General features: G+C 64.6%; 12 protein-coding genes. 1 reads left to right on the forward strand and 11 read right to left on the reverse strand.

From position 1 onward, the window contains the following. Nucleotides 1-21: 21 nt before the first annotated feature. The 9 genes from rplW to NQK35_RS06325 form a co-directional block, all read right to left on the reverse strand. On the reverse strand, nt 22-327 hold the full coding sequence (gene rplW / locus NQK35_RS06285; RefSeq protein WP_009213204.1) for a 50S ribosomal protein L23: 306 nt from the start codon (nt 325-327) through the stop codon (nt 22-24). After that, entirely contained in the window at nt 324-968 is a 645-nt protein-coding gene (rplD, locus tag NQK35_RS06290) for a 50S ribosomal protein L4 (protein WP_048743021.1), read from the reverse strand. The genes rplW and rplD overlap by 4 nt, the downstream gene beginning before the upstream one ends. A gap of 2 nt (nt 969-970) precedes the next feature. Beyond that, the gene (gene rplC, locus NQK35_RS06295; RefSeq protein ID WP_009213202.1) at nt 971-1,636 is read right to left on the reverse strand and encodes a 50S ribosomal protein L3; all 666 of its coding nucleotides are present in this window, start codon (nt 1,634-1,636) and stop codon (nt 971-973) included. 11 nt (nt 1,637-1,647) lie between these two features. Beyond that, nucleotides 1,648-1,956, reverse strand: a complete 309-nt coding sequence (rpsJ, locus tag NQK35_RS06300) for a 30S ribosomal protein S10 (RefSeq protein ID WP_003790631.1) — start codon at nt 1,954-1,956, stop codon at nt 1,648-1,650. 596 nt (nt 1,957-2,552) lie between these two features. Then, nucleotides 2,553-3,740, reverse strand: coding sequence for an elongation factor Tu (gene tuf / locus NQK35_RS06305; RefSeq protein WP_009213201.1), 1,188 nt, complete (start codon nt 3,738-3,740; stop codon nt 2,553-2,555). Between the two features lie 147 nt (nt 3,741-3,887). Further along, nucleotides 3,888-6,011: an elongation factor G gene (gene fusA / locus NQK35_RS06310; protein ID WP_009213200.1), complete on the reverse strand. Its 2,124-nt coding sequence runs from the start codon at nt 6,009-6,011 to the stop codon at nt 3,888-3,890. 80 nt (nt 6,012-6,091) lie between these two features. After that, on the reverse strand, nt 6,092-6,562 hold the full coding sequence (gene rpsG / locus NQK35_RS06315) for a 30S ribosomal protein S7 (protein WP_009213199.1): 471 nt from the start codon (nt 6,560-6,562) through the stop codon (nt 6,092-6,094). After that, nucleotides 6,562-6,936 (reverse strand): 30S ribosomal protein S12, encoded by a 375-nt coding sequence (rpsL, locus tag NQK35_RS06320; RefSeq protein WP_003790639.1) that lies wholly within the window; start codon nt 6,934-6,936, stop codon nt 6,562-6,564. Before rpsL ends, rpsG begins: the two co-directional genes overlap by 1 nt. A 505-nt stretch (nt 6,937-7,441) precedes the next feature. After that, a complete protein-coding gene (locus tag NQK35_RS06325; RefSeq protein ID WP_257113558.1) occupies nt 7,442-10,393 on the reverse strand; it encodes a glycoside hydrolase family 3 C-terminal domain-containing protein in 2,952 nt (983 codons plus the stop codon). A gap of 666 nt (nt 10,394-11,059) precedes the next feature. Here NQK35_RS06325 and NQK35_RS06330 point away from each other — a divergent pair. Beyond that, nucleotides 11,060-12,079 carry a hypothetical protein gene (locus tag NQK35_RS06330; protein WP_257113559.1) on the forward strand — a complete coding sequence of 340 codons (1,020 nt, stop codon included), beginning with the start codon at nt 11,060-11,062 and terminating at the stop codon, nt 12,077-12,079. Nucleotides 12,080-12,684: 605 nt separating this feature from the next. Here NQK35_RS06330 and NQK35_RS06335 read toward each other — a convergent pair. Beyond that, a complete protein-coding gene (locus NQK35_RS06335) occupies nt 12,685-16,587 on the reverse strand; it encodes a DNA-directed RNA polymerase subunit beta' (protein WP_257113560.1) in 3,903 nt (1,300 codons plus the stop codon). Nucleotides 16,588-16,602: 15 nt separating this feature from the next. Next, nucleotides 16,603-20,079: a DNA-directed RNA polymerase subunit beta gene (gene rpoB, locus NQK35_RS06340; protein ID WP_257113561.1), complete on the reverse strand. Its 3,477-nt coding sequence runs from the start codon at nt 20,077-20,079 to the stop codon at nt 16,603-16,605. Between the last annotated feature and the right edge of the window lie 222 nt (nt 20,080-20,301).

The raw sequence follows: 20,301 nt of genomic DNA on the forward strand, positions 1-20,301 counted from the left end.
GTTCAAATGTCCCTTCGGTCCTCAGGCCTGATCGCCGAAGATGTCGATGGTGCCCTCACGCACGGTGACGATGGCACGCTTGACGTCCTTGCGCTTACCGATCCCGCCTCGGGTGCGGTAGGTCTTGCCCTTGCGGTTCTGGGTCGCGATGGAACCGATCTTGACGCCGAAGATGCGCTCCAGGGCGATCTTGATCTCGGTCTTGTTCGCGCGGGGGTCAACCTCGAAGGTGTACTTGCCCAGGTCCATCAGGGCGAGCGACTTCTCGGTGGTGACCGGCTTCAGGATGATGTCGCGGGGGTTCTTGCCCGCTTCGATCGAGCTCACTTGGTCTCCTCCTTGGTACCGAGGAAGGACTCAAGGGCGGCCTGCGTGAAGACGATGTCGTCGGCGTCCAGGACGTCGTACGTGTTCAGCTGGTCGGCCCACAGGACGTGAACCTCGGGAACGTTGCGCAGGGACAGCGCGGTCAGTTCGTTGCCGCGCTCGAGGACGACGAGAGCCTGGCGGTCCTCGACGATCGCGCGCAGTGCGGCGAGAGCGGCCTTGGTCGAGGGCTTCTCGCCTTCGAACAGGGCGGTGACGACGTGGATGCGGTCGGCGCGCGCACGATCGGACAGAGCGGAGCGCAGGGCGCCCTGCTTCATCTTCTTGGGGGTGCGCTGGTCGTAGTCACGCGGCTGGGGCCCATGAACGATGCCGCCGCCGGTGAAGTGCGGTGCACGGATCGAGCCCTGACGAGCGTTGCCCGTGCCCTTCTGGCGGAACGGCTTCTTGCCGCCGCCGGCAACCTGGCCGCGGGTCTTCGTCGCGTGTGTGCCCTGGCGGGCGGCCGCAAGCTGAGCGACGACGACCTGGTGCATCAGCGGAATGTTGGTGGGAACGTCAAAGATGGAGCCGGGCAGGCTCACCGAGCCGGCCTTCTTGCCCGTCAGGTCGATGACGTCGACGTTACGATCGTCAGCCATGATCACGCACCCTTCACGGAGGAGCGAACCAGGACCACGCCGTTCTTGGGACCCGGGATGGCGCCGCTGATGAGCAGCAGGCCCTTCTCGGCGTCCACGGCCTGGATCGTCAGGTTCTGGACAGTACGACGGTTGCCGCCCATGCGGCCGGCCATCCGCAGGCCCTTGAAGATGCGACCGGGGGTCGCGCATGCGCCGATCGAACCGGGCTTGCGGTGGTTGCGGTGCGCGCCGTGGGAGGCGGACACGCCGGCGAAGCCGTGACGCTTCATGACGCCGGCGAAACCCTTGCCCTTGGTGGTGCCGGAAACGTCGACGGACTGGCCAGCCTCGAAGGCGGTGGCGTCAAGTTCCTGGCCCAGCTCGTAGGAGTCGTGCTCGGACGTACGGACCTCGGCGAGGTGGCGACGGGGGGCGACCCCGGCCTTCTCGAAGTGGCCCAGCAGGGGCTTGGTGACCTTGCGGGAGTCGATCTCACCGAAGCCAAGCTGGATTGCGGAGTAGCCGTCAACCTCAACGGTGCGAACCTGGGTGACGACGTTGGTGCCGACCTGCACGACAGTCAGGGGCACGAGGTGGCCGTCGGCGTCCCATACCTGGGTCATGCCGATCTTGCGGCCGAGCAGCGCCTTCATGGGCGCGGCAGCGTGCTGCTTCTTGTTAGTCATTGCAGATGTCCTCAGAGCTTGATCTCGATGTTGACGTCCGCAGGCAGGTCGAGGCGCATGAGCGAATCGACGGCCTTGGGGGTCGGATCGATGATGTCGATGAGCCGCTTGTGCGTGCGCATTTCAAAGTGCTCGCGGCTGTCCTTGTACTTGTGGGGCGACCGGATGACAACGAAAACGTTCTTCTCGGTCGGCAGCGGCACCGGGCCCACGACCGTGGCGCCCGCACGCTGTACGGTGTCCACGATCTTGCGCGCGGAGCTGTCGATGACCTCGTGGTCATACGACTTGAGCCGGATGCGGATCTTCTGTCCCGCCATGCCGTCTTACCTCTTCTCGTACAGATTCGCCGCCGGTCCCCGCACTCGGGCGTGTCGCAGCCGTTGTGCTCGCGATCGCTCGCGACGGACCGACGTCTTGTCCAAAGATCTTGGGCATATTGCCCGATCCATGCGCGATGGCACGCATGGACCACCCCAGAGACGCTGGGGCAACCGTGCCATTCTGTCAGAGTTCCACCCGCGAGTACAAACCGGAACGGGAACTCTCGCATGTGAAACCACCGACAGAGTGGCGATGGTGCCGATCTCGGCCACGCTGAGCGGCGCCGACCGTCACCAGGAAACTACCGTACCCCGCACTCGGGCGTGTCGCAACCCGTTGTTCGTCACAACCGCCGGTTGTACGCCGCGGTGCGGAATCACCGCTTCGCGGGACGCTTGATTCGCGCGCACCGCGGCCTCGCGCGAGGCACGTACATCGTCGGCGAGGACCGGCGCCCCACTCGCCCACGCGCCGCTTGCGTGGCACGCCACGTCGCGTGAATAGCGAGGGACCCCGCCTCCTTACGGAAGCGGGGTCCCCGATGCCGCTGGATCAGCAGCGAATCATTGCTAAAACTCGCTCAGCGGTTGATTCACTTGATGATCTTGGTGACGCGACCGGAACCAACGGTGCGGCCACCTTCACGGATGGCGAAGCCAAGGCCGGGCTCCATGGCGATGGGCTGGATCAGCTCAACGGAGATCTCGGTGGTGTCGCCAGGCATGACCATGTCAGTGCCCTCGGGGAGGGTGATGACGCCGGTCACGTCCGTGGTACGGAAGTAGAACTGCGGACGGTAGTTCGAGAAGAAGGGGTTGTGGCGGCCACCCTCTTCCTTCTTGAGGATGTAGACCTGGCCCTCGAACTCGGTGTGGGGCGTGATGGAGCCGGGAACGGCCACGACCTGGCCACGCTCGACCTCGTCGCGCTTGGTGCCGCGGAGGAGCAGACCACAGTTCTCGCCGGCCCAGGCCTCGTCCATGGACTTGTGGAACATCTCGATACCGGTAACCGTGGTCTTCTGGGGCTCACGGATACCGAGGATCTCGACCTCGGAGTTGATGGGCAGCTTGCCACGCTCAACACGACCGGTGACGACCGTGCCACGACCGGTGATCGTGAAGACGTCCTCAATGGGCATGAGGAAGGGCTTGTCCATGTCGCGCTCGGGGGTGGGGATGTAGGAATCCACCGCGTCCATGAGCTCCTCGATCTTGGCAACCCACTCCGGGTCGCCCTCGAGGGCCTTCAGAGCGGACACCTGGATGATCGGGGCGTCGCGATCGAAGTCCTGGGACTCCAGCAGGTCGCGGCACTCTTCCTCAACCAGCTCCATCATTTCCTCGTCGTCGACCATGTCGGCCTTGTTGAGGGCGATGAGGATCGTGGGAACGCCAACCTGGCGGGCGAGCAGGACGTGCTCGCGGGTCTGAGCCATGGGGCCGTCGGTGGCGGCGACCACGAGGATCGCGCCGTCCATCTGGGCAGCGCCGGTGATCATGTTCTTGACGTAGTCGGCGTGGCCGGGGGCGTCAACGTGCGCGTAGTGACGCGCCTCGGTCTGGTACTCAACGTGGGAGACGTTGATCGTGATGCCACGGTCGCGCTCCTCGGGAGCGTTGTCGACCTGATCGAAGGGGGTGAACTCGTTGAGATCGGGGTACTTGTCGTGCAGCACCTTGGTGATTGCTGCCGTCAGCGTCGTCTTGCCGTGGTCAACGTGACCAATCGTGCCGATGTTGACGTGCGGCTTGGTGCGCTCAAACTTGGCCTTCGCCACTTGTGTCCTCCTGGACTCGGGTAGATATTCTCAGCCTACGGCTAGGTGTCACTTTAACACCCATGGGGCTAGAGACCTACTGGGTTTACTTGTGTGTGAGGCGGCTCGCAGGGCGGGTCACCCTGCCCCGCGAGCCCCCGGTGGGACTCAGTTGCCCCGAGACTTGCCGACGATCTCATCCGCGACGGCGCGCGGAACCTCGGCGTAGCTGTCGAACTCCATGGAGTAGACAGCGCGGCCCTGCGTCTTGGAGCGCAGGTCGCCAACGTAGCCGAACATCTCGGACAGCGGCACCTGAGCCTTGACGACGCGCACGCCGTGCTGCTCATCCATTGACGAGATCTGGCCACGGCGAGAATTGAGGTCGCCGATCACATCGCCCATGTACTCCTCGGGAGTACGAACCTCGACGGCCATGATCGGCTCGAGGAGGACGGGGTTGGCCTTCTTGGCCGCTTCCTTCAGGGCCATCGAGCCAGCCACCTTGAACGCCATTTCGGAGGAGTCAACCTCATGGTAGGCGCCGTCGAGGAGCGTGGCCTTGATGTCGACCATCGGGTAGCCGGCCAGAACGCCGGACTGCATGGCATCCTTGATGCCCGCATCAACCGAGGGGATGTACTCGCGCGGAACACGGCCACCGGTGACCTTGTCCTCGAACATGTATTCTTCCTCGGAGTCGGCCGGAAGCGGCTCGAGCGCGATGATGACGCGCGCGAACTGACCGGAACCACCGGTCTGCTTCTTGTGCGTGTACTCGTACTTCTCGACCGTCTTGCGAATGGTCTCGCGGTAGGCAACCATCGGGTTACCGACGTTGGCCTCGACCTTGAACTCACGACGCATACGATCGACGATGATGTCCAGGTGAAGCTCACCCATGCCACCGATGATCGTCTGGCCGGTCTCGGCGTCGAGCTCGACGGTGAACGTCGGGTCCTCTTCCGCCAGCTTCTGGATGGCGACGCCCATCTTCTCCTGATCGGCCTTCGACTTGGGCTCGACGGCGACCTGGATAACGGGGGCGGGGAACGTCATCGACTCCAGCACGATTGGCTTGTCCATCGCGCACAGCGTGTCGCCGGTCGTGGTGTCCTTCAGGCCGATCACCGCGTAGATGTGGCCAGCGTGCGCCACGTCGACGGGGTTCTCCTTGTTGGAGTGCATCTGGAAGATCTTGCCGATGCGTTCCTTCTTGCCCTTGGTCGAGTTGAGGACCTGGGAGCCGGACTCGACCTTACCGGAGTACACACGAATGAAGGTGAGCTTGCCGTAGAAGGGGTGAGCGGCGATCTTGAACGCCAGAGCGGAGAAGGGCTCGTTCTCGTCGGGCTTACGAACTTCAGTTTCTTCCTCGGTCTCAGAACCGGGGAGGAAGCCGCGAACGTCGCCGATGTCGAGCGGGGAGGGCAGGAAGTCCACGACGGCGTCGAGGACGGGCTGCACGCCCATGTTGCGCAGAGCGGTACCGCAGTAGACGGGGAAGGCGCGCGAGGAGATGGTCAGAAGGCGGATGCCTTCCTTGATCTGCTCGATCGTGAGCTCGCCGTTCTCCAGGTAGGCTTCGGTCAGCTCGTCCGAGCCTTCGGCCGCGGCCTCAACGAGCGCCTCACGGTACTCTTCAGCCTTTTCCTGGTACTCGGCGGGAATCGGGCCGCGCTCGACGATGGAGCCGAGCGTGTCGTTGCCCTTGTCGTCCTTGGCCGGGTAGGTCAGGGCCTCCATGGTCAGCAGGTCGATGTTGCCGACGAAGTCGTTCTCGGCACCCATCGGGATCTGCATGACGATCGGGGTCGCGTGCAGGCGGTCGCGGATGGTGCCAACCGAGAAGTAGAAGTCGGCGCCCATCTTGTCCATCTTGTTGATGAAGCAGATGCGCGGGACGTCGTACTTGTCGGCCTGACGCCACACGGTCTCGGACTGGGGCTCAACGCCCTCCTTGCCGTCGAACACGGCGACAGCGCCGTCGAGGACGCGCAGGGAGCGCTCAACCTCAACGGTGAAGTCAACGTGACCGGGGGTGTCGATGATGTTGATCTGGTTACCGTTCCAGAAAGAGGTAACGGCGGCGGACGTAATCGTGATGCCGCGTTCCTTTTCCTGTTCCATCCAGTCGGTGGTCGAGGCGCCGTCGTGCGTCTCGCCGATCTTGTAGTTGATGCCCGTGTAGAACAGGATTCGTTCGGTCACGGTCGTCTTGCCGGCATCGATGTGAGCCATGATGCCAATGTTGCGGACCTTGTTGAGATCCGTCAGCACCTCTAGTGCCACGAGTGTGGTTCCTTCGTTCGAAGTAATGGGTGTGAAAGCTGCGTGAGACGAGGCCCGGTTGCCCAGGCCTCGTCTTTACATCACCAGCGGTAGTGCGCGAAGGCGCGGTTGGACTCAGCCATCTTGTGCATGTCCTCACGGCGCTTCACAGCGGCACCGAGGCCGTTGGAGGCGTCGAGGATCTCGTTGGCGAGACGCTCGGTCATGGTCTTCTCGCGGCGCTGACGCGAGAAGTCAACCAGCCAGCGCAGGGCCAGCGTCGTGGCGCGCGCGGGGCGAACCTCGACGGGGACCTGGTAGGTCGCACCGCCGACGCGGCGGGAGCGAACCTCGAGGGCCGGGCGGATGTTCTCGAGAGCGCGCTTGAGCACGGAGACGGGATCCTGCTCGGTGCGCTCGCGAACGGTTTCGAGGGCGCCGTAGACGATGCGCTCGGCGACGGTCTTCTTGCCGTCGAGGAGAACGCGGTTGACCAGCTGGGTCACGACCTTGGAGCCGTAGACCGGGTCATCGACGAGGGGGCGACGGGGAGCGGGGCCCTTACGAGGCATTACTTCTTCTCCTTCTTCGCGCCGTAACGGGAACGAGCCTGCTGACGGCCGCGGACACCCTGGGTGTCGAGCGAGCCGCGGACGATGCGGTAGCGCACGCCGGGCAGGTCCTTCACACGACCACCGCGCACAAGCACGATCGAGTGCTCCTGCAGGTTGTGGCCCTCACCGGGGATGTACGCGGTGACTTCGATGCCGGACGATAGGCGCACACGAGCGACCTTTCGCAGAGCCGAGTTCGGCTTCTTCGGCGTGGTGGTGTACACGCGGGTGCACACGCCGCGACGCTGGGGGGAGCCCTTCAGCGCGGGGGTCTTCACCTTCGCGCGCTTCGAGACACGTCCCTTGCGGACGAGCTGCTGAATGGTAGGCACTGGGTCTCCAGTTTCTTTCCGTCGGCGGCCTCCCCTCACTTCGAGGGGCGGCCCTGATTGTCAGTCTTCCGCGACTGCATGACCCCCGTGTGGGCACACGTGTCCGCTGGGGGCCGGCGCGCCATGATAACCACGAGGGTCAGAGAATGACGCCCGGAGCTCCGACGGACGGAGCCCGCTCCCGGTTTCCCGGGCACAGAGATCCCGCAGAGGCGGGAACCATCCACAAGGATAGCGGGCAGCGTCCCGATCCGTCAAAGGGGCTGCGTTGTGTTTCCCCCCTCATCAACGAGGCACGGGCCGGGTATTGTCCCTGCGCGTCCTCGTGCGCATCTACCGTTGCACGCGACTTCTTTACTCACGTGTGCCTCGAATGTGCCCGGCCTCGATCCTTGCGGAAATGCGGAGGGGCCCGCAGGCGCTTGCCTGCGGGCCCCTCCGCCACGGGTGAAGGATCCTCAGTGCCACCCGAGGGAGGCACGAGCAACGGTCAATCCCGGATCGGTCACTCTTGCGCCTTCTCGGCTCCGGCCTCGTCGATCGAAGCGGACTGCTCAACGGCGACCACGGCCTCCCCCTTGCGAGCGCGGTAGCGGCGGATCGCCACCACCTCAAGGCCGAGCAGCGCGAGGATCGCGGCGCCTGCCACCACCCAGGTGATGTACTCCCACGCGTTGCGGCTGACCTCGGGCTGGCCGTTTTCGTACATCCACGAGTTGGCGACCGTGTAGAGGATATTGTGCGATGCGCGGCGCAGAGAGCTGACGCCAGCTGCATCCTGCACGTTGACCGTAGAGATCGGCATGTCGATCGTGGCCAGCATCATGTCGCCGCCACCTCGCGTGATCTGGTCGGCGTTCTGGTAGCCGTAGCCAGCGAAGTAGTCGGTGAGGACCATGCCGCGGAAGCCCCACTCGTCGCGCAGGACGTTGTTGAGCAGTGCCGAGTTCGCACCCGCGTACTTCGTGCCGATGTAGTTGAACGCGCTCATGATTGCGTGCGCGCCGCCGTCCTTGACGCCGATTTCGAAGGGACGCAGGTAGATCTCGCGCATCGCCTGCTCGTTCGTCCAGGTCGCCAGCATGTGCGTGCGGTTGGTTTCCTGGTCGTTGAGGGCGAAGTGCTTGAGGAAGGCGTACACGCCCTTGGCCTGCGCGCCCTTGATTTCCTCGGCGACCAGCGTTCCGGCCAGGACCGGGTCCTCCGAGAAGTACTCGAAGTTACGTCCCGCGTAGGCGTAGCGGTGCGTGTTCGTGGCCGGCGCGTACCAGCCGGACACCTGCATGTCGTGCGCCATCGTGCCGATCGCGTCACCGAAGGAACGCGCGAGTTCCTTGTTGAAGGTGGCCGCTACGGACACCGCTGAGGGCAGGCCGATCGAGCCGACACCCGTGAAGTTGTTGTTCAGCGAGGCGGGGCCGTCCACGTCGGAGACGCGCAGCTTGCCGATCGAGGAGATCGCCGGGGAGCCGTAGCCGCCCTTGGAGATCAGGGTGTTCATCTCCTTGACGGTCAGCTGGTCGAGGAGCTGGTCCCACTTCGGGTCGTCGTAGTCGAGGCCCGCGAGGTCTCCCAGGACGAGGCCGTTCTTGGCACCCGTGGTGGGCATCGTCGCGGTGCTGTCGGCGTCGGCGGCTGCCGCGTCGTAGTTCGACGTCGCGAGGAACGTCGCCTTGTTCGCCTCACTCATTTCGAAGCTCGTGGGGGCTGCAGTCGCCTCCGCGAGGTTGGCGAAGCGGCCGGCGCGGGACAGGTAGGTGACGTCGCCCGCCGCGTCGTCGAAGTGGTTGGTGGCCACGACCTGGTCACCGTCGTGCGTGCTGTCGGCGGTGTTGAAGGTCTGCGTCGCATCCACCGTGTACGTCTTCTCGTCGACGACGTCGTGCGAGTTGGAGCGCGCGGAGATCCTGTAGTCGCCGGCCTCAAGCACGTAGGCCTTCGCATTCACCGAGTCGTAGGAGGCCAGCGCGTCGCGCTTCCAGGTGAGGGTCAGGGTCTGGGATTCACCGGGCTCCAGCAGCTTCGTCTTCTCAAACGTCAGCAGATTCGCGGCGGTCTTCTCGATGCCACCGTCCGAGTAGGGCGGGTTGTCATAGATCTGCACGACGTCCTTCCCGGCGACCTGGCCCGTGTTCGTCACGGTCACATCGGCGGACATGGTTCCCGTGGCCTCGTCGACCGTCATGTCGCTCATCGACTGGGAGAATGTCGTGTAGGACAGGCCGTAGCCGAAGGGATAGACGACCGCGTTCGCGTAATCGATGACTCCCTCAGCGGCGGCAGTCTCGTACCAGCGGTAGCCGACGTAGATCGAATCCGAGTAGTTGACAAAGGACGGCTGCGTCTGGGTGCCCTTGTTGAAGGGGTCGTCCTGGGCGAACTCCGTCATGTTCGTGTACTGGAAGTCGCCGAAGTTGTTGGCTGCGGGGCCCGCCTTGATGTCGCGCGCGAACGTGTCGGGGGTCTTGGCCGAGGGGTTGACCTCGCCGTCCAGGATGCGCCCCAGCGCGTTGAAGCCAACCTGGCCGCCGGGGATCGCCCACACGATCGCGTCGATCTCCGGGTCATCCTGGAGCTCGCCCAGCTGGAACGCGTTGGCGGCGTTGATGACGACGACCGTCCTGGTCGAGGTTTTCTTCGCCAGCTCGATCATGTCCTTCTCGGGACGCGTCAGCTCGAGGTAGCCCTGGCCGTCCTCGAAGTCCGCGACCTCCTCGGAGTTGTTCGTGTAGCTGAAGTACGGGTTGCTCGCCATCTCCTGGTTGACGTCGCGGGGCAGGTCAAAGCCCTCACCGCCCGAGCGGGCGATCGTCACGATCGCGGTGTCACCGAAGGCTGTGGCATTGGAGAGCAGGTCGTCGGAGTACTTGTCCCGTGTGGGTTCGGGAAGCGACCAGTCGGCCTTAAACATGCCGACCTCGGGGCGCTCGCCGCGGTAGGAGGTGTACAGGTTCGTCAGCTCATCGTTCGTGGTGAAGCCAGCGTTGTGAAGGCCGTCCAGGAGGGTCGTCGTCGGGTTGTCCTTCGACAGGGAGCCCGAGCCGGTGCCGCCGTAGATCGGGTTCGTTGAGCCCCAGCCCCACACGTTGATCGCGGATCCCTTCGCCAGCGGCAGAGCACCGTTGTCGTTCTTCAGGAGGACCATGCCCTCGTCGGAGATGTCGTTACCCAGGGCCTCGACTTGAGCCTTCGACGCGGCAGTGAGGGCGCCCGTGCCTGCGGCGAGATCCAGTACCGTCTTGAAGCCGCCGTACAGCATCGACACGATGGCCATGACGAACGCGACGAACGCCGCGACCCAGGCGGTCGAGCGCGCGAGCTTGCGGGCAGGCTTGCCCACCTTGACAACAGCGAGGGAGACGATGATGGCGAGCGCCAGCGCCACGCCGATGACGATCAAGGGAACCTTGATCGACTCAACCATCTTCCACACATCAGACCAGTTGATGGAAAGCATGTTGATTGTCCTCTTTCAGTTCCAAAGCCCTGCATCCCAGAGCGGTGCCGCGCCCTGAACCACCCCTCATCTGTCCGCATCGACACGGGTCGCCTGAGACCTGAGGGCAGTTGGGAGCCGCCACGTCCTATCCAACCCTGCTGGTTCGCAGGGGAGGTAACGGGCCGTCTGATCTGTCGGATTGTGCGCACAATCTGTCACGCGGGAGGGTGGGGTAGGCACTTCCAGCTCGACCAGTGGCGTCGCCGGAACCCGTGGCGTCGCCGAGGCCGATGGCGCGTCCTCCCAGGAGGGCACATGCCTCGTGAATCACCCTCAAACCTGCCGGATCCCCTACGAGCCGACCGCTGGGCCCTCCTACCGGCAGCGTTAACCCCCAATGCGCAGCTAAACCCACCTAGTGGAGGCTGGGCACATGCGCCCACCTGCCACTCGGTGGGTTAACGTGCGCACAGGTGGGCTCATGCGGCCACCTGATGGGCCACCACGCAAGCACAACGTCGTTGCCCTCTGCAACACCCCCCTCCCGCCTTCGAGGCAGCCGACGCTCGTTCGGGCGACAAGGCCATCCCACACGTTGTCCACAGCTGCCGCGCCCAACAGCGTTTTCCACAGGCACGGTCGGAGCATTGGATTGCTCGCGCCGTTGTCGTCTATACCATCGACATGATGATCATAGAGTCATTCCGTACGCATCGACACAGTCGACGCAACATCGTCAACGACCCGGAGGTTCTGACAATTCGGCGCGGCTACAGGATTCGGCTCCACAATGATGAGCAGGCTCCGCCCTGGAAGCTATGGAACATCATTAACATCTCTCGCCTCCACGCCCTTGCTTACCAGTGCACACAGCGCCTGGTCTTTACCGGTAACAGCGCTTTGTTGCTGCACGGAATCCCCACATGGTCTGCCAATCCAGATGTCGAGGTATGGCCGAGCGAGACACGCCTTCGTGCGACACCCTTTCACGCGGTTCGACATCCTCGAACAACTGTCCCTCGGGCGAACATCATCAGCCGGGCACGGCGACCGAGGAATGTCACCACCGTTGACACACTCGAAGCCGAATCACCCATTGAAGCGGCTGTTCGCCTCGCGCTCAACGACGAACCACTCACCGGATTCGTTGCCACATGCATGGTCATGCACACGCTGTCACGCTTCGACCGCTTCGATCTGGAGGAGTCTCGACGCCGATGCGAACGCATACGCGAAGAGATGCATCAAGAACTATCCCGGCAGCCGCACCACCCACATTACCTCCGCGCACACACTGTTCTTCGTAAGGCTGATGGTGGATGCGACAACGTTTTCGAAGCAGCAATCTTGTGGTTCGTCAACACTCTGTACAGCGGCCGTATTGTCACTCAGCTCCCGATCACTGTTGAAGACCATACCTACTTTGGCGACATCGTCCTGCCAGAACTGAAGCTGATGATCGAGCCGGATGGACGCTCCAAATTCGGTAGCACCGACGAGGAGGTACGCGATAACACCAACAAATGGCTGAAACGCCAGCACGAACTAGTGAACGACGGGTGGCGCATAATTCGGGTGAGCTGGCACAGCACGGATGACTTCGGCGCATTCCGCGAATACCTGGCGACACAACTGGCTATCGGGCACCTGAAAGTACCGCAAGACTGCCTGCGGCTGTGGCTTGAACAACACCAGATGCACTGACAGGCGGGCCGACTGATACCTCGTGCCGACTGATGTGTCCCTCCTCATTCTCACGACTCCCCGTGATCGCTCTGGCAACACTCGTCGTTGCACCGCTATCCGCTCAGACATGTCTACAACGTCCGGTAACTCCCGGCACCAGGGAAGCCCGGGAACTCATCCTCCGAACGCTCCTACCGGCAGCGTTAACCCCCCAATGCGCAGCTAAACCCACCTAGTGGAGGCTGGGCACATGCGCCCACCTGCCACTCGGTGGGTTAACGTGCGCACAGGTGGGCTCATGCAGCCACCTGATGGGTCACCACGCAAGCAGCCCGATCGACGTTCCAAGTCGTACGCGGATCGAGGCCCAAACGGATCTCTCGGGGCTACGCGCGCATCGGCGGGTGCTAGGCGCCACGCATCGGGCGCGCAGTCCCACCTGACGGCCCAAGCCGCGCATGAACGAGGCCGTGGTCGCGTGGCGTTCACGCCGGCAGGGGCCGGGGCGACACCCGCATGCTCCCCCACCGCACGCACCAACCGCAGCCGTACGCGCGCAAAGGGCCCCGACCTCGTCACGTTCTCACGGACGAGGCCGGGGCCCCACGCGGTCATGTCACCGACTACTCGCGGAAGTTCATGCCGAAGTCGATGGCGCCCAGCGCGTCGAGGAAGTCCTCGGACACGGAGCCGTCACTGAAGTCGGCCTCGGAGTAGTTCGAGTTGGCCATCGCCTCGGCCGTCGGCTCAACGATCACGTCGTTGTAGCGCGACAGGCCGGTGCCGGCCGGGATGAGCTTACCGAGGATGACGTTCTCCTTCAGGCCAACCAGGGAGTCCGACTTGCCGTTCATCGCGGCTTCCGTCAGGACCTTCGTGGTCTCCTGGAAGGAGGCGGCACTGAGCCAGGAATCCGTGGCGAGCGAGGCCTTCGTGATGCCCATGAGCATCTGACGACCGGAGGCAGGCTGCCCGCCCTCGGCCGCGACGCGGCGGTTCTGCGTCAGGTAGGCCATGCGGTCGACGAGCTCGCCGGGCATGAACGTCGTGTCGCCGGGTTCCAGGATGGTGACGCGACGCAGCATCTGACGCACGATGACCTCGATGTGCTTGGCGTGGATGCCCACGCCCTGGTCGCGGTAGACCTTCTGCACCTCGTCCACGAGCATCTTCTGGGACACGTTGCGCCCCATGATGCGCAGGATCTCCTTCGGGTCCAGCTGGCCCTCGGTCAGTGGGGTGCCGGCCTGGATGTGCTGGCCCTCGGACACGAGCATCTTCTGGCGACGCGAGACCTCGATGACCAGGTCCTCCTTGCCGTCATCACGGGTGATGATGACCTTGCGGGCGCTCGGGTCCTCGTCGTTGATGTGGACGCGGCCGGCGGCCTCGTTCATCTTCGCTTCAACCTTCGGGCTGCGTGCCTCGAAGAGTTCCTGGACTCGAGGCAGACCCTGCGTGATGTCCGCCGCGGAGGCAGCGCCACCGGTGTGGAACGTACGCATCGTCAGCTGCGTGCCGGGCTCGCCGATCGACTGGGCGGCGATGATGCCGACGGCCTCGCCGATGTCGACCTGCTTGCCGGTGGCCAGTGAGCGACCGTAGCAGGCCGCGCAGGTGCCGACCTGCGACTCGCAGGTGAGGACCGAGCGGCACACGATCTGCTCGACACCCGCCTCGACGAGCTGAGCGAGCTGGTCGTCACCCAGGTCCGTGCCCGCGGGCAGGACGACCTCGCCGGCCTCGTTCACCGCGTCGCGCGCGAGGTTCCGGGCGTAGGCGGTCGTCTCGATGGTCTCGGACGCCTCCCACTGTCCCAGGTCGTTCTTGTGGGCAATGTCGATCTTGAGGCCGGCGCGAGTCCCGCAGTCGGCCTCGCGAACGATGACGTCCTGCGAGACGTCGACGAGGCGCCGCGTCAGGTACCCGGATTCGGCGGTACGCAGAGCCGTATCCACGAGACCCTTACGGGCGCCGTGGGTGGCGATGAAGTACTCGAGGACGGTGAGGCCCTCGCGGTAGTTCGCCTTGATCGGCTGCTCGATGAGCTTCTGCTTCGGGTCGGACACGAGGCCGCGCATGCCGGCGATCTGCTGCACCTGAGACCAGTTGCCTCGGGCGCCCGAGTTCACCATGCGGTACACGGTGTTGCGCTCGGAGAAGTTCGCGCGCATGTCATCGGCGACCTCCTCGGTGCACTGCAGCCACAGCTTCACGAGCTCCTCGTAGCGGGTCTCTTCGAGGATGATGCCCGTCTCGAACTGCTCGACGATCTCGGCCGCCTTGGCCTCGTAGCGGGCCAGGATCTCGCGCTTGCGCGGCGAGGCCTGAATGTCGGAGAACGCGATCGTGATGCCCGACCAGGTCGACCAGTGGAAACCGGCGGACTTCAGGGCGTCCAGGCAATCGGCGACCAGGACGTTCGGGTAGCGCTGCGTCAGGGTGTTGACGATGCTCCCGAGCTGCTTCTTGCCGACGACCTCGTTGACGAACGGGTAGTCGGTGGGCAGCTGCTCGTTGAAGATCGCGCGGCCGAGGCTGGTCTCGAGGATCAGCTCGTCGCCGGGCTCCCAGCCCTCGGGGGCTTCCCAGCCCTCGGGCGGGACGGTGCCATCGGCGAAACGGATCCGCGCGGTCGCGTTCAGGTCCAGGTTGCCGGCGTCGAAGGCCATCTGAGCTTCCGCCTGGCTGGAGAAGTACGGAACCACGGGGTTGCCGTCCTTATCCTTCTCGACCGGGACCGACGGGTCGGGGTTCGAGGTCAGGTGGAACAGACCGATGATCATGTCCTGCGAGGGCATGGCCACGGGGCGTCCATCGGAGGGCTTCAAGATGTTGTTCGTCGACAGCATGAGGATGCGGGCCTCCGCCTGCGCCTCGGCTCCCAGCGGCAGGTGAACGGCCATCTGGTCGCCATCGAAGTCGGCGTTGAACGCGCCGCAGGCGAGGGGGTGCAGCTGGATGGCCTTACCCTCGATGAGCTGGGGTTCGAACGCCTGGATGCCGAGGCGGTGCAGCGTGGGCGCGCGGTTGAGCAGCACCGGGTGCTCGCGGATGACGTCGTCGAGGACGTCCCACACCTCGGGGCGCTGGCGCTCGACCTTGCGCTTGGCGGCCTTGACGTTCTGCGCGTAGTTCTTCTCCACCAGGCGCTTCATGACGAAGGGCTTGAAGAGCTCCAGAGCCATCTGCTTGGGCAGACCACACTGGTGCAGCTGCAGCTGCGGGCCGACGACGATGACGCTTCGGCCGGAGTAGTCAACGCGCTTACCGAGCAGGTTCTGGCGGAAACGACCCTGCTTGCCCTTGAGCATGTCCGAGATCGACTTGAGCGGGCGGTTGCCCGGTCCGGCGACGGGGCGTCCACGTCGGCCGTTGTCGAAGAGGGCGTCAACGGATTCCTGAAGCATGCGCTTCTCGTTGTTGACGATGATCTCGGGGGCGCCCAGCTCAAGCAGACGCTTGAGTCGGGTGTTGCGGTTGATGACGCGACGGTACAGGTCGTTGAGGTCGGAGGTCGCGAAGCGACCACCGTCGAGCTGAACCATGGGGCGCAGGTCCGGCGGAATCACGGGAATCTTGGTGAGAACCATGGAGGCCGGGGAGTTTCCGGTGGCGACGAAGGCGTTGATGACCTTCAGGCGCTTGATGGCGCGGGCCTTGCGCGGACCGGAGTCCGAGGCGATGGTCTGGCGCAGCGCGGCGACCTCACCCTCCAGGTCGAAGGTCTCGAGGCGCTTCTGGATGGCTGCCGCCCCCATGTCGCCCTTGAAGTAGGTGCCGTAGCGGGCGACCATGGCGCGGTAGAGGCGCTCGTCGCCTTCGAGGTCGCCGACCTTGAGGTCCTTGAAGCGCTCCCACACGGCCTCCAGGCCATCGATGTCGCCGTCGAAACGTCGGCGGATCTTGGCCATCTCGCGCTCGCCCTGCTTGCGGGCGCGCTCGCGCTCGGCCTGGGAGGCGCCGTCCTTCTCGAGGGCGGCCATGTCGGATTCGAGCTGTTCCGCGAAGTCGTTGATGGTGGCGTCGCGGTTGTTCTCCATCTGCTTCTTCTGCACCTCGAGCTCGGCGCGCAGTTCGGCCAGATCCTCGTGGCGGCCCTTCTCGTCGACCTCGGTGATCATGTAGGCCGCGAAGTAGATGACCTTCTCGAGGTCCTTGGGCGCGAGGTTGAGCACGTAGCCCAGGCGGGAGGGAACTCCCTTGAAGTACCAGATGTGCGTGACGGGCGCGGCGAGGTCAATGTGCCCCATGCGCTCACGGCGGACGCGGGAGCGAGTGACCTCGACTCCGCACTTCTCGCAGATGATGCCCTTGTAGCGCACACGCTTGTACTTGCCACACGCGCATTCCCAGTCGCGCGTGGGACCGAAGATCTGCTCACCGAACAGGCCGTCGCGCTCGGGCTTGAGCGTGCGGTAGTTGATGGTCTCCGGCTTCTTGACTTCACCGTGGCTCCATTCGGCGATGTTGTCGCCGGTGGCCAGGGTGATCTTCAGGCTGTCGAACGTTTTGGCGTCCAGCAAAGTTATCTCTCCCTATCAGATCGCATCGATGGTCGCCGCAGCGTTCGGACGGGCATCGAGGGTGATGCCCAGGTCCTCACGCGCATTGAAGTCTTCGTCCTGTTCGCGCAGGTCAATGACGTTGCCGGCCGCGTCGAGGGCTTCGACGTTCAGGCACAGCGAGCGCATTTCCTGGATGAGGACTCGGAAGGACTCGGGGATGCCGGGCTCGGGGATGTCCTCGCCCTTGACGATGGCCTCGTACACCTTGACGCGGCCGGTGGTGTCGTCGGACTTGATGGTCAGCAGCTCCTGGAGGGCGTAGGCGGCGCCGTAGGCTTCCAGCGCCCACACCTCCATCTCGCCGAAGCGCTGGCCGCCAAATTGGGCCTTACCGCCCAGCGGCTGCTGCGTGATCATCGAGTACGGGCCCGTGGAGCGGGCGTGGATCTTGTCGTCGACCAGGTGGTGGAGCTTGAGCATGTAGGTGTAGCCCACCGAGATCGGGTACGGGAACGGTTCGCCGGAGCGCCCGTCGAAGAGGCGCGCCTTCCCCTCGTAGTTGGTCAGGACGTCGCCGTCGCGGTTAGGGTTAACGTTGCGCAGCAGTCCCGCGAGTTCGTCGGCCTCGAGGCCGTCGAAGACCGGGGTCGCAACGGGCGTACCCGGCTCGGTCGTGACGCCGTCGGCGGGCAGGTGCGTCGCCCACTCCTCGCCCGCCTCAACGGCCGCCGAGGCATCCCAGCCCTGGTGTGCGAGCCACCCGAGGTGGTACTCGAGCACCTGACCGACGTTCATGCGGCCCGGAACGCCCAGGGGGTTGAGGATGATGTCGACGGGGGTGCCATCGGCCAGGAAGGGCATGTCCTCGACGGGCAGGATCTTGGAGACGACGCCCTTGTTTCCGTGACGGCCGGCCATCTTGTCGCCGATCGTGATCTTGCGCCGCTGGGCGACGTAGACGCGCACGGTCTGGCGCACGCCGGGGTTGAGGTCGTCCTCGTCGTCGTTGAATTCACGCACGCCGATGACGATGCCCTCTTCGCCGTGGGGGACGCGCAGGGACGTGTCGCGCACCTCGCGGGCCTTCTCACCGAAGATGGCGCGCAGCAGGCGCTCCTCGCTGGTCAGCTCGGTTTCGCCCTTGGGGGTGACCTTGCCGACGAGGATGTCGCCGGCGGTGACCTCGGCGCCGATGCGGATGATGCCGCGCTCGTCCAGGTCGGCGAGGGATTCCTCGGAGACGTTGGGGATGTCGCGGGTGATCTCTTCCTCGCCGAGCTTCGTCTCGCGGGCATCAACCTCGTATTCCTCGATGTGAATGGAGGTCAGGATGTCCTCTTCGACGACGCGGCGGCTCAGGATGATGGCGTCCTCGTAGTTGAGGCCTTCCCAGGACATGTAGGCGACCAGCAGGTTCTTGCCGAGTGCGACCTCGCCGTTGGAGGTTGCGGGGCCGTCCGCCAGGACGTCTCCGACCTCGACACGGTCACCCTCGTCGACGATAACGCGCTGGTTGGTGCAGTTACCGGGGTTGGAACGCTCGAACTTCTCGAGGCGGTAGGAGTCGCGGCCGCCCTCGTCCGTGGACACGACGATCAGGTCGGCGGAGACCTCGGAGACGACGCCCGAGTGGGCCGCGAGGATCATTTCACCGGAGTCGTGCGCGGCGCGCATCTCCATACCGGTGCCGACCAGGGGTGCTTCCGTGGTGAGCAGCGGCACGGCCTGACGCTGCATGTTCGCGCCCATGAGGGCTCGGTTGGCGTCGTCGTGCTCGAGGAAGGGGATGAACGCCGCCGCAACGGAGACCATCTGGCGCGCGGAGACGTCCATGTAGTCGACGCGTTCGCGCGCGATCAGGGTGGGGTCCTCGCCGGCGACTCGGCACAGGACGTCGCGTTCGGCGAAGGAGCCGTCGGCGTTCAGCGGGGACGAGGCCTGGGCGATGAAGTGGCCCTTCTCGTCGTCCGCCGTCAGGTAGCGGATCTCGTCGGTGACCTTGCCGGCCTCGACGACGCGGTAGGGCGTCTCGATGAAGCCGAAGGGGTTGATGCGCGCGAAGGTCGCGAGCGAACCGATGAGGCCGATGTTGGGGCCTTCGGGGGACTCAATCGGGCACATGCGACCGTAGTGCGAGGGGTGAACGTCTCGCACTTCCATGCCCGCGCGGTCGCGTGAGAGGCCGCCGGGGCCGAGGGCCGAGAGGCGCCGCTTGTGGGTCAGGCCGGCCAGCGGGTTGTTCTGGTCCATAAACTGACTGAGCTGGGAGGTTCCGAAGAACTCCTTGATGGCGGCCACGACGGGGCGGATGTTGATCAGCGTCTGGGGCGTGATCGAGTCCGTTTCCTGGGTGGTCATGCGCTCGCGAACGGTGCGCTCCATGCGCGCCAGGCCAGTGCGAACCTGCCCCTGGATGAGTTCGCCGACGGCGCGGATACGACGATTGGCGAAGTTGTCGATGTCGTCGACCTCGACGCGGACCTCAACGGGCTCGCCGCCGCGGGTGCCGGCGAACGCCTTATCGCCCTGGTGCAGGGCGAGGAGGTACTTGACGGTGGCGACGATGTCCTCGAGGGAGAGGGTCGAGGCCTTGGGGTCGGCCTCGATGGCCAACTTCTTGTTGATCTTGTAGCGGCCCACCTTCGCCAGGTCGTAGCGGCGGGAGTCGAAGTAGAAGTTGTTGAGCAGCGTCTGGGCGGCGTCGACGTTCGCGGGCTCGCCGGGGCGCAGCTTGCGGTAGATGTCGAGCAGGGCTTCTTCCTGGGTGGACACCGTGTCCTTCTCGAGGGTTTCGAGGAGGACCGGGTAGGCGGCAAAGGTGTCGCGAATCTCAGATTCGGTCATGCCGATGGCCTTGAGGAAGTGGGTGACCGACTGCTTGCGCTTGCGGTCGATGCGCACGCCCACCGCGTCGCGCTTGTCGATCTCGAACTCGAGCCACGCGCCTCGCGAGGGGATGACCTTCGCGCCGAAGGTCTCCTTGTCCGTGGTGCGGTCCGAGAGCTTCTCGAAGTACACGCCGGGGGAACGAACGAGCTGGGAGACGACGACTCGTTCGGTGCCGTTGATGATGAAGGTGCCGCGCGGGGTCATGAGCGGGAAGTCGCCCATGAACACGGTCTGGGACTTGATCTCGCCGGTTTCATAGTTCATGAACTCGGCGGTCACGTACATGGGGGCGGAGTACGTGTAGTCCTTGGCCTTGGCTTCCTCCATGGAGTACTTGGGGGATTCGAGGCGGTGGTCGTGGAACGACAGGCTCATGGTGCCTGCGACATCCTCGATGGGGGAAATCTCATGGAAGATTTCTTCGAGGCCGGAGACGTCGGGGACGTCTCCTCGGCCGGATGCCTGCGCGGCTTCGACGCGAGCCTTCCACGCGTCGTTGCCCAGCAGCCAGTCGAAGCTTTCGACCTGAAGGCCGAGCAGATTGGGGGCCTGGAGGGGTTCGTGAAGCTTGGCGAACGAGATGCGGTGCCTGGGCTGTTTGGCGGTGCTGTTGGCAGCCAAAGGGGGTCCTTCCCTGCTTTTACGGTGCGCACGCGGCCTTATCCCCCATTATCTGACGCGTCCTGGTCCGCCAAGCGCCTGTTACGGCGGCTGGATACGGGTCACCTCGGGCATGATAAGGCGCAAATACTCAGGCTACCGTGAGTCGCGTCGCGAGTCAAGGCAGCTTGTGTTATGTGCAGGGATTCACGGGACGAGGCCGCGGCGGCGTGTCCCCCTCTC

Source organism: Schaalia odontolytica (assembly GCF_024584435.1).
Lineage (GTDB): Bacteria > Actinomycetota > Actinomycetes > Actinomycetales > Actinomycetaceae > Pauljensenia.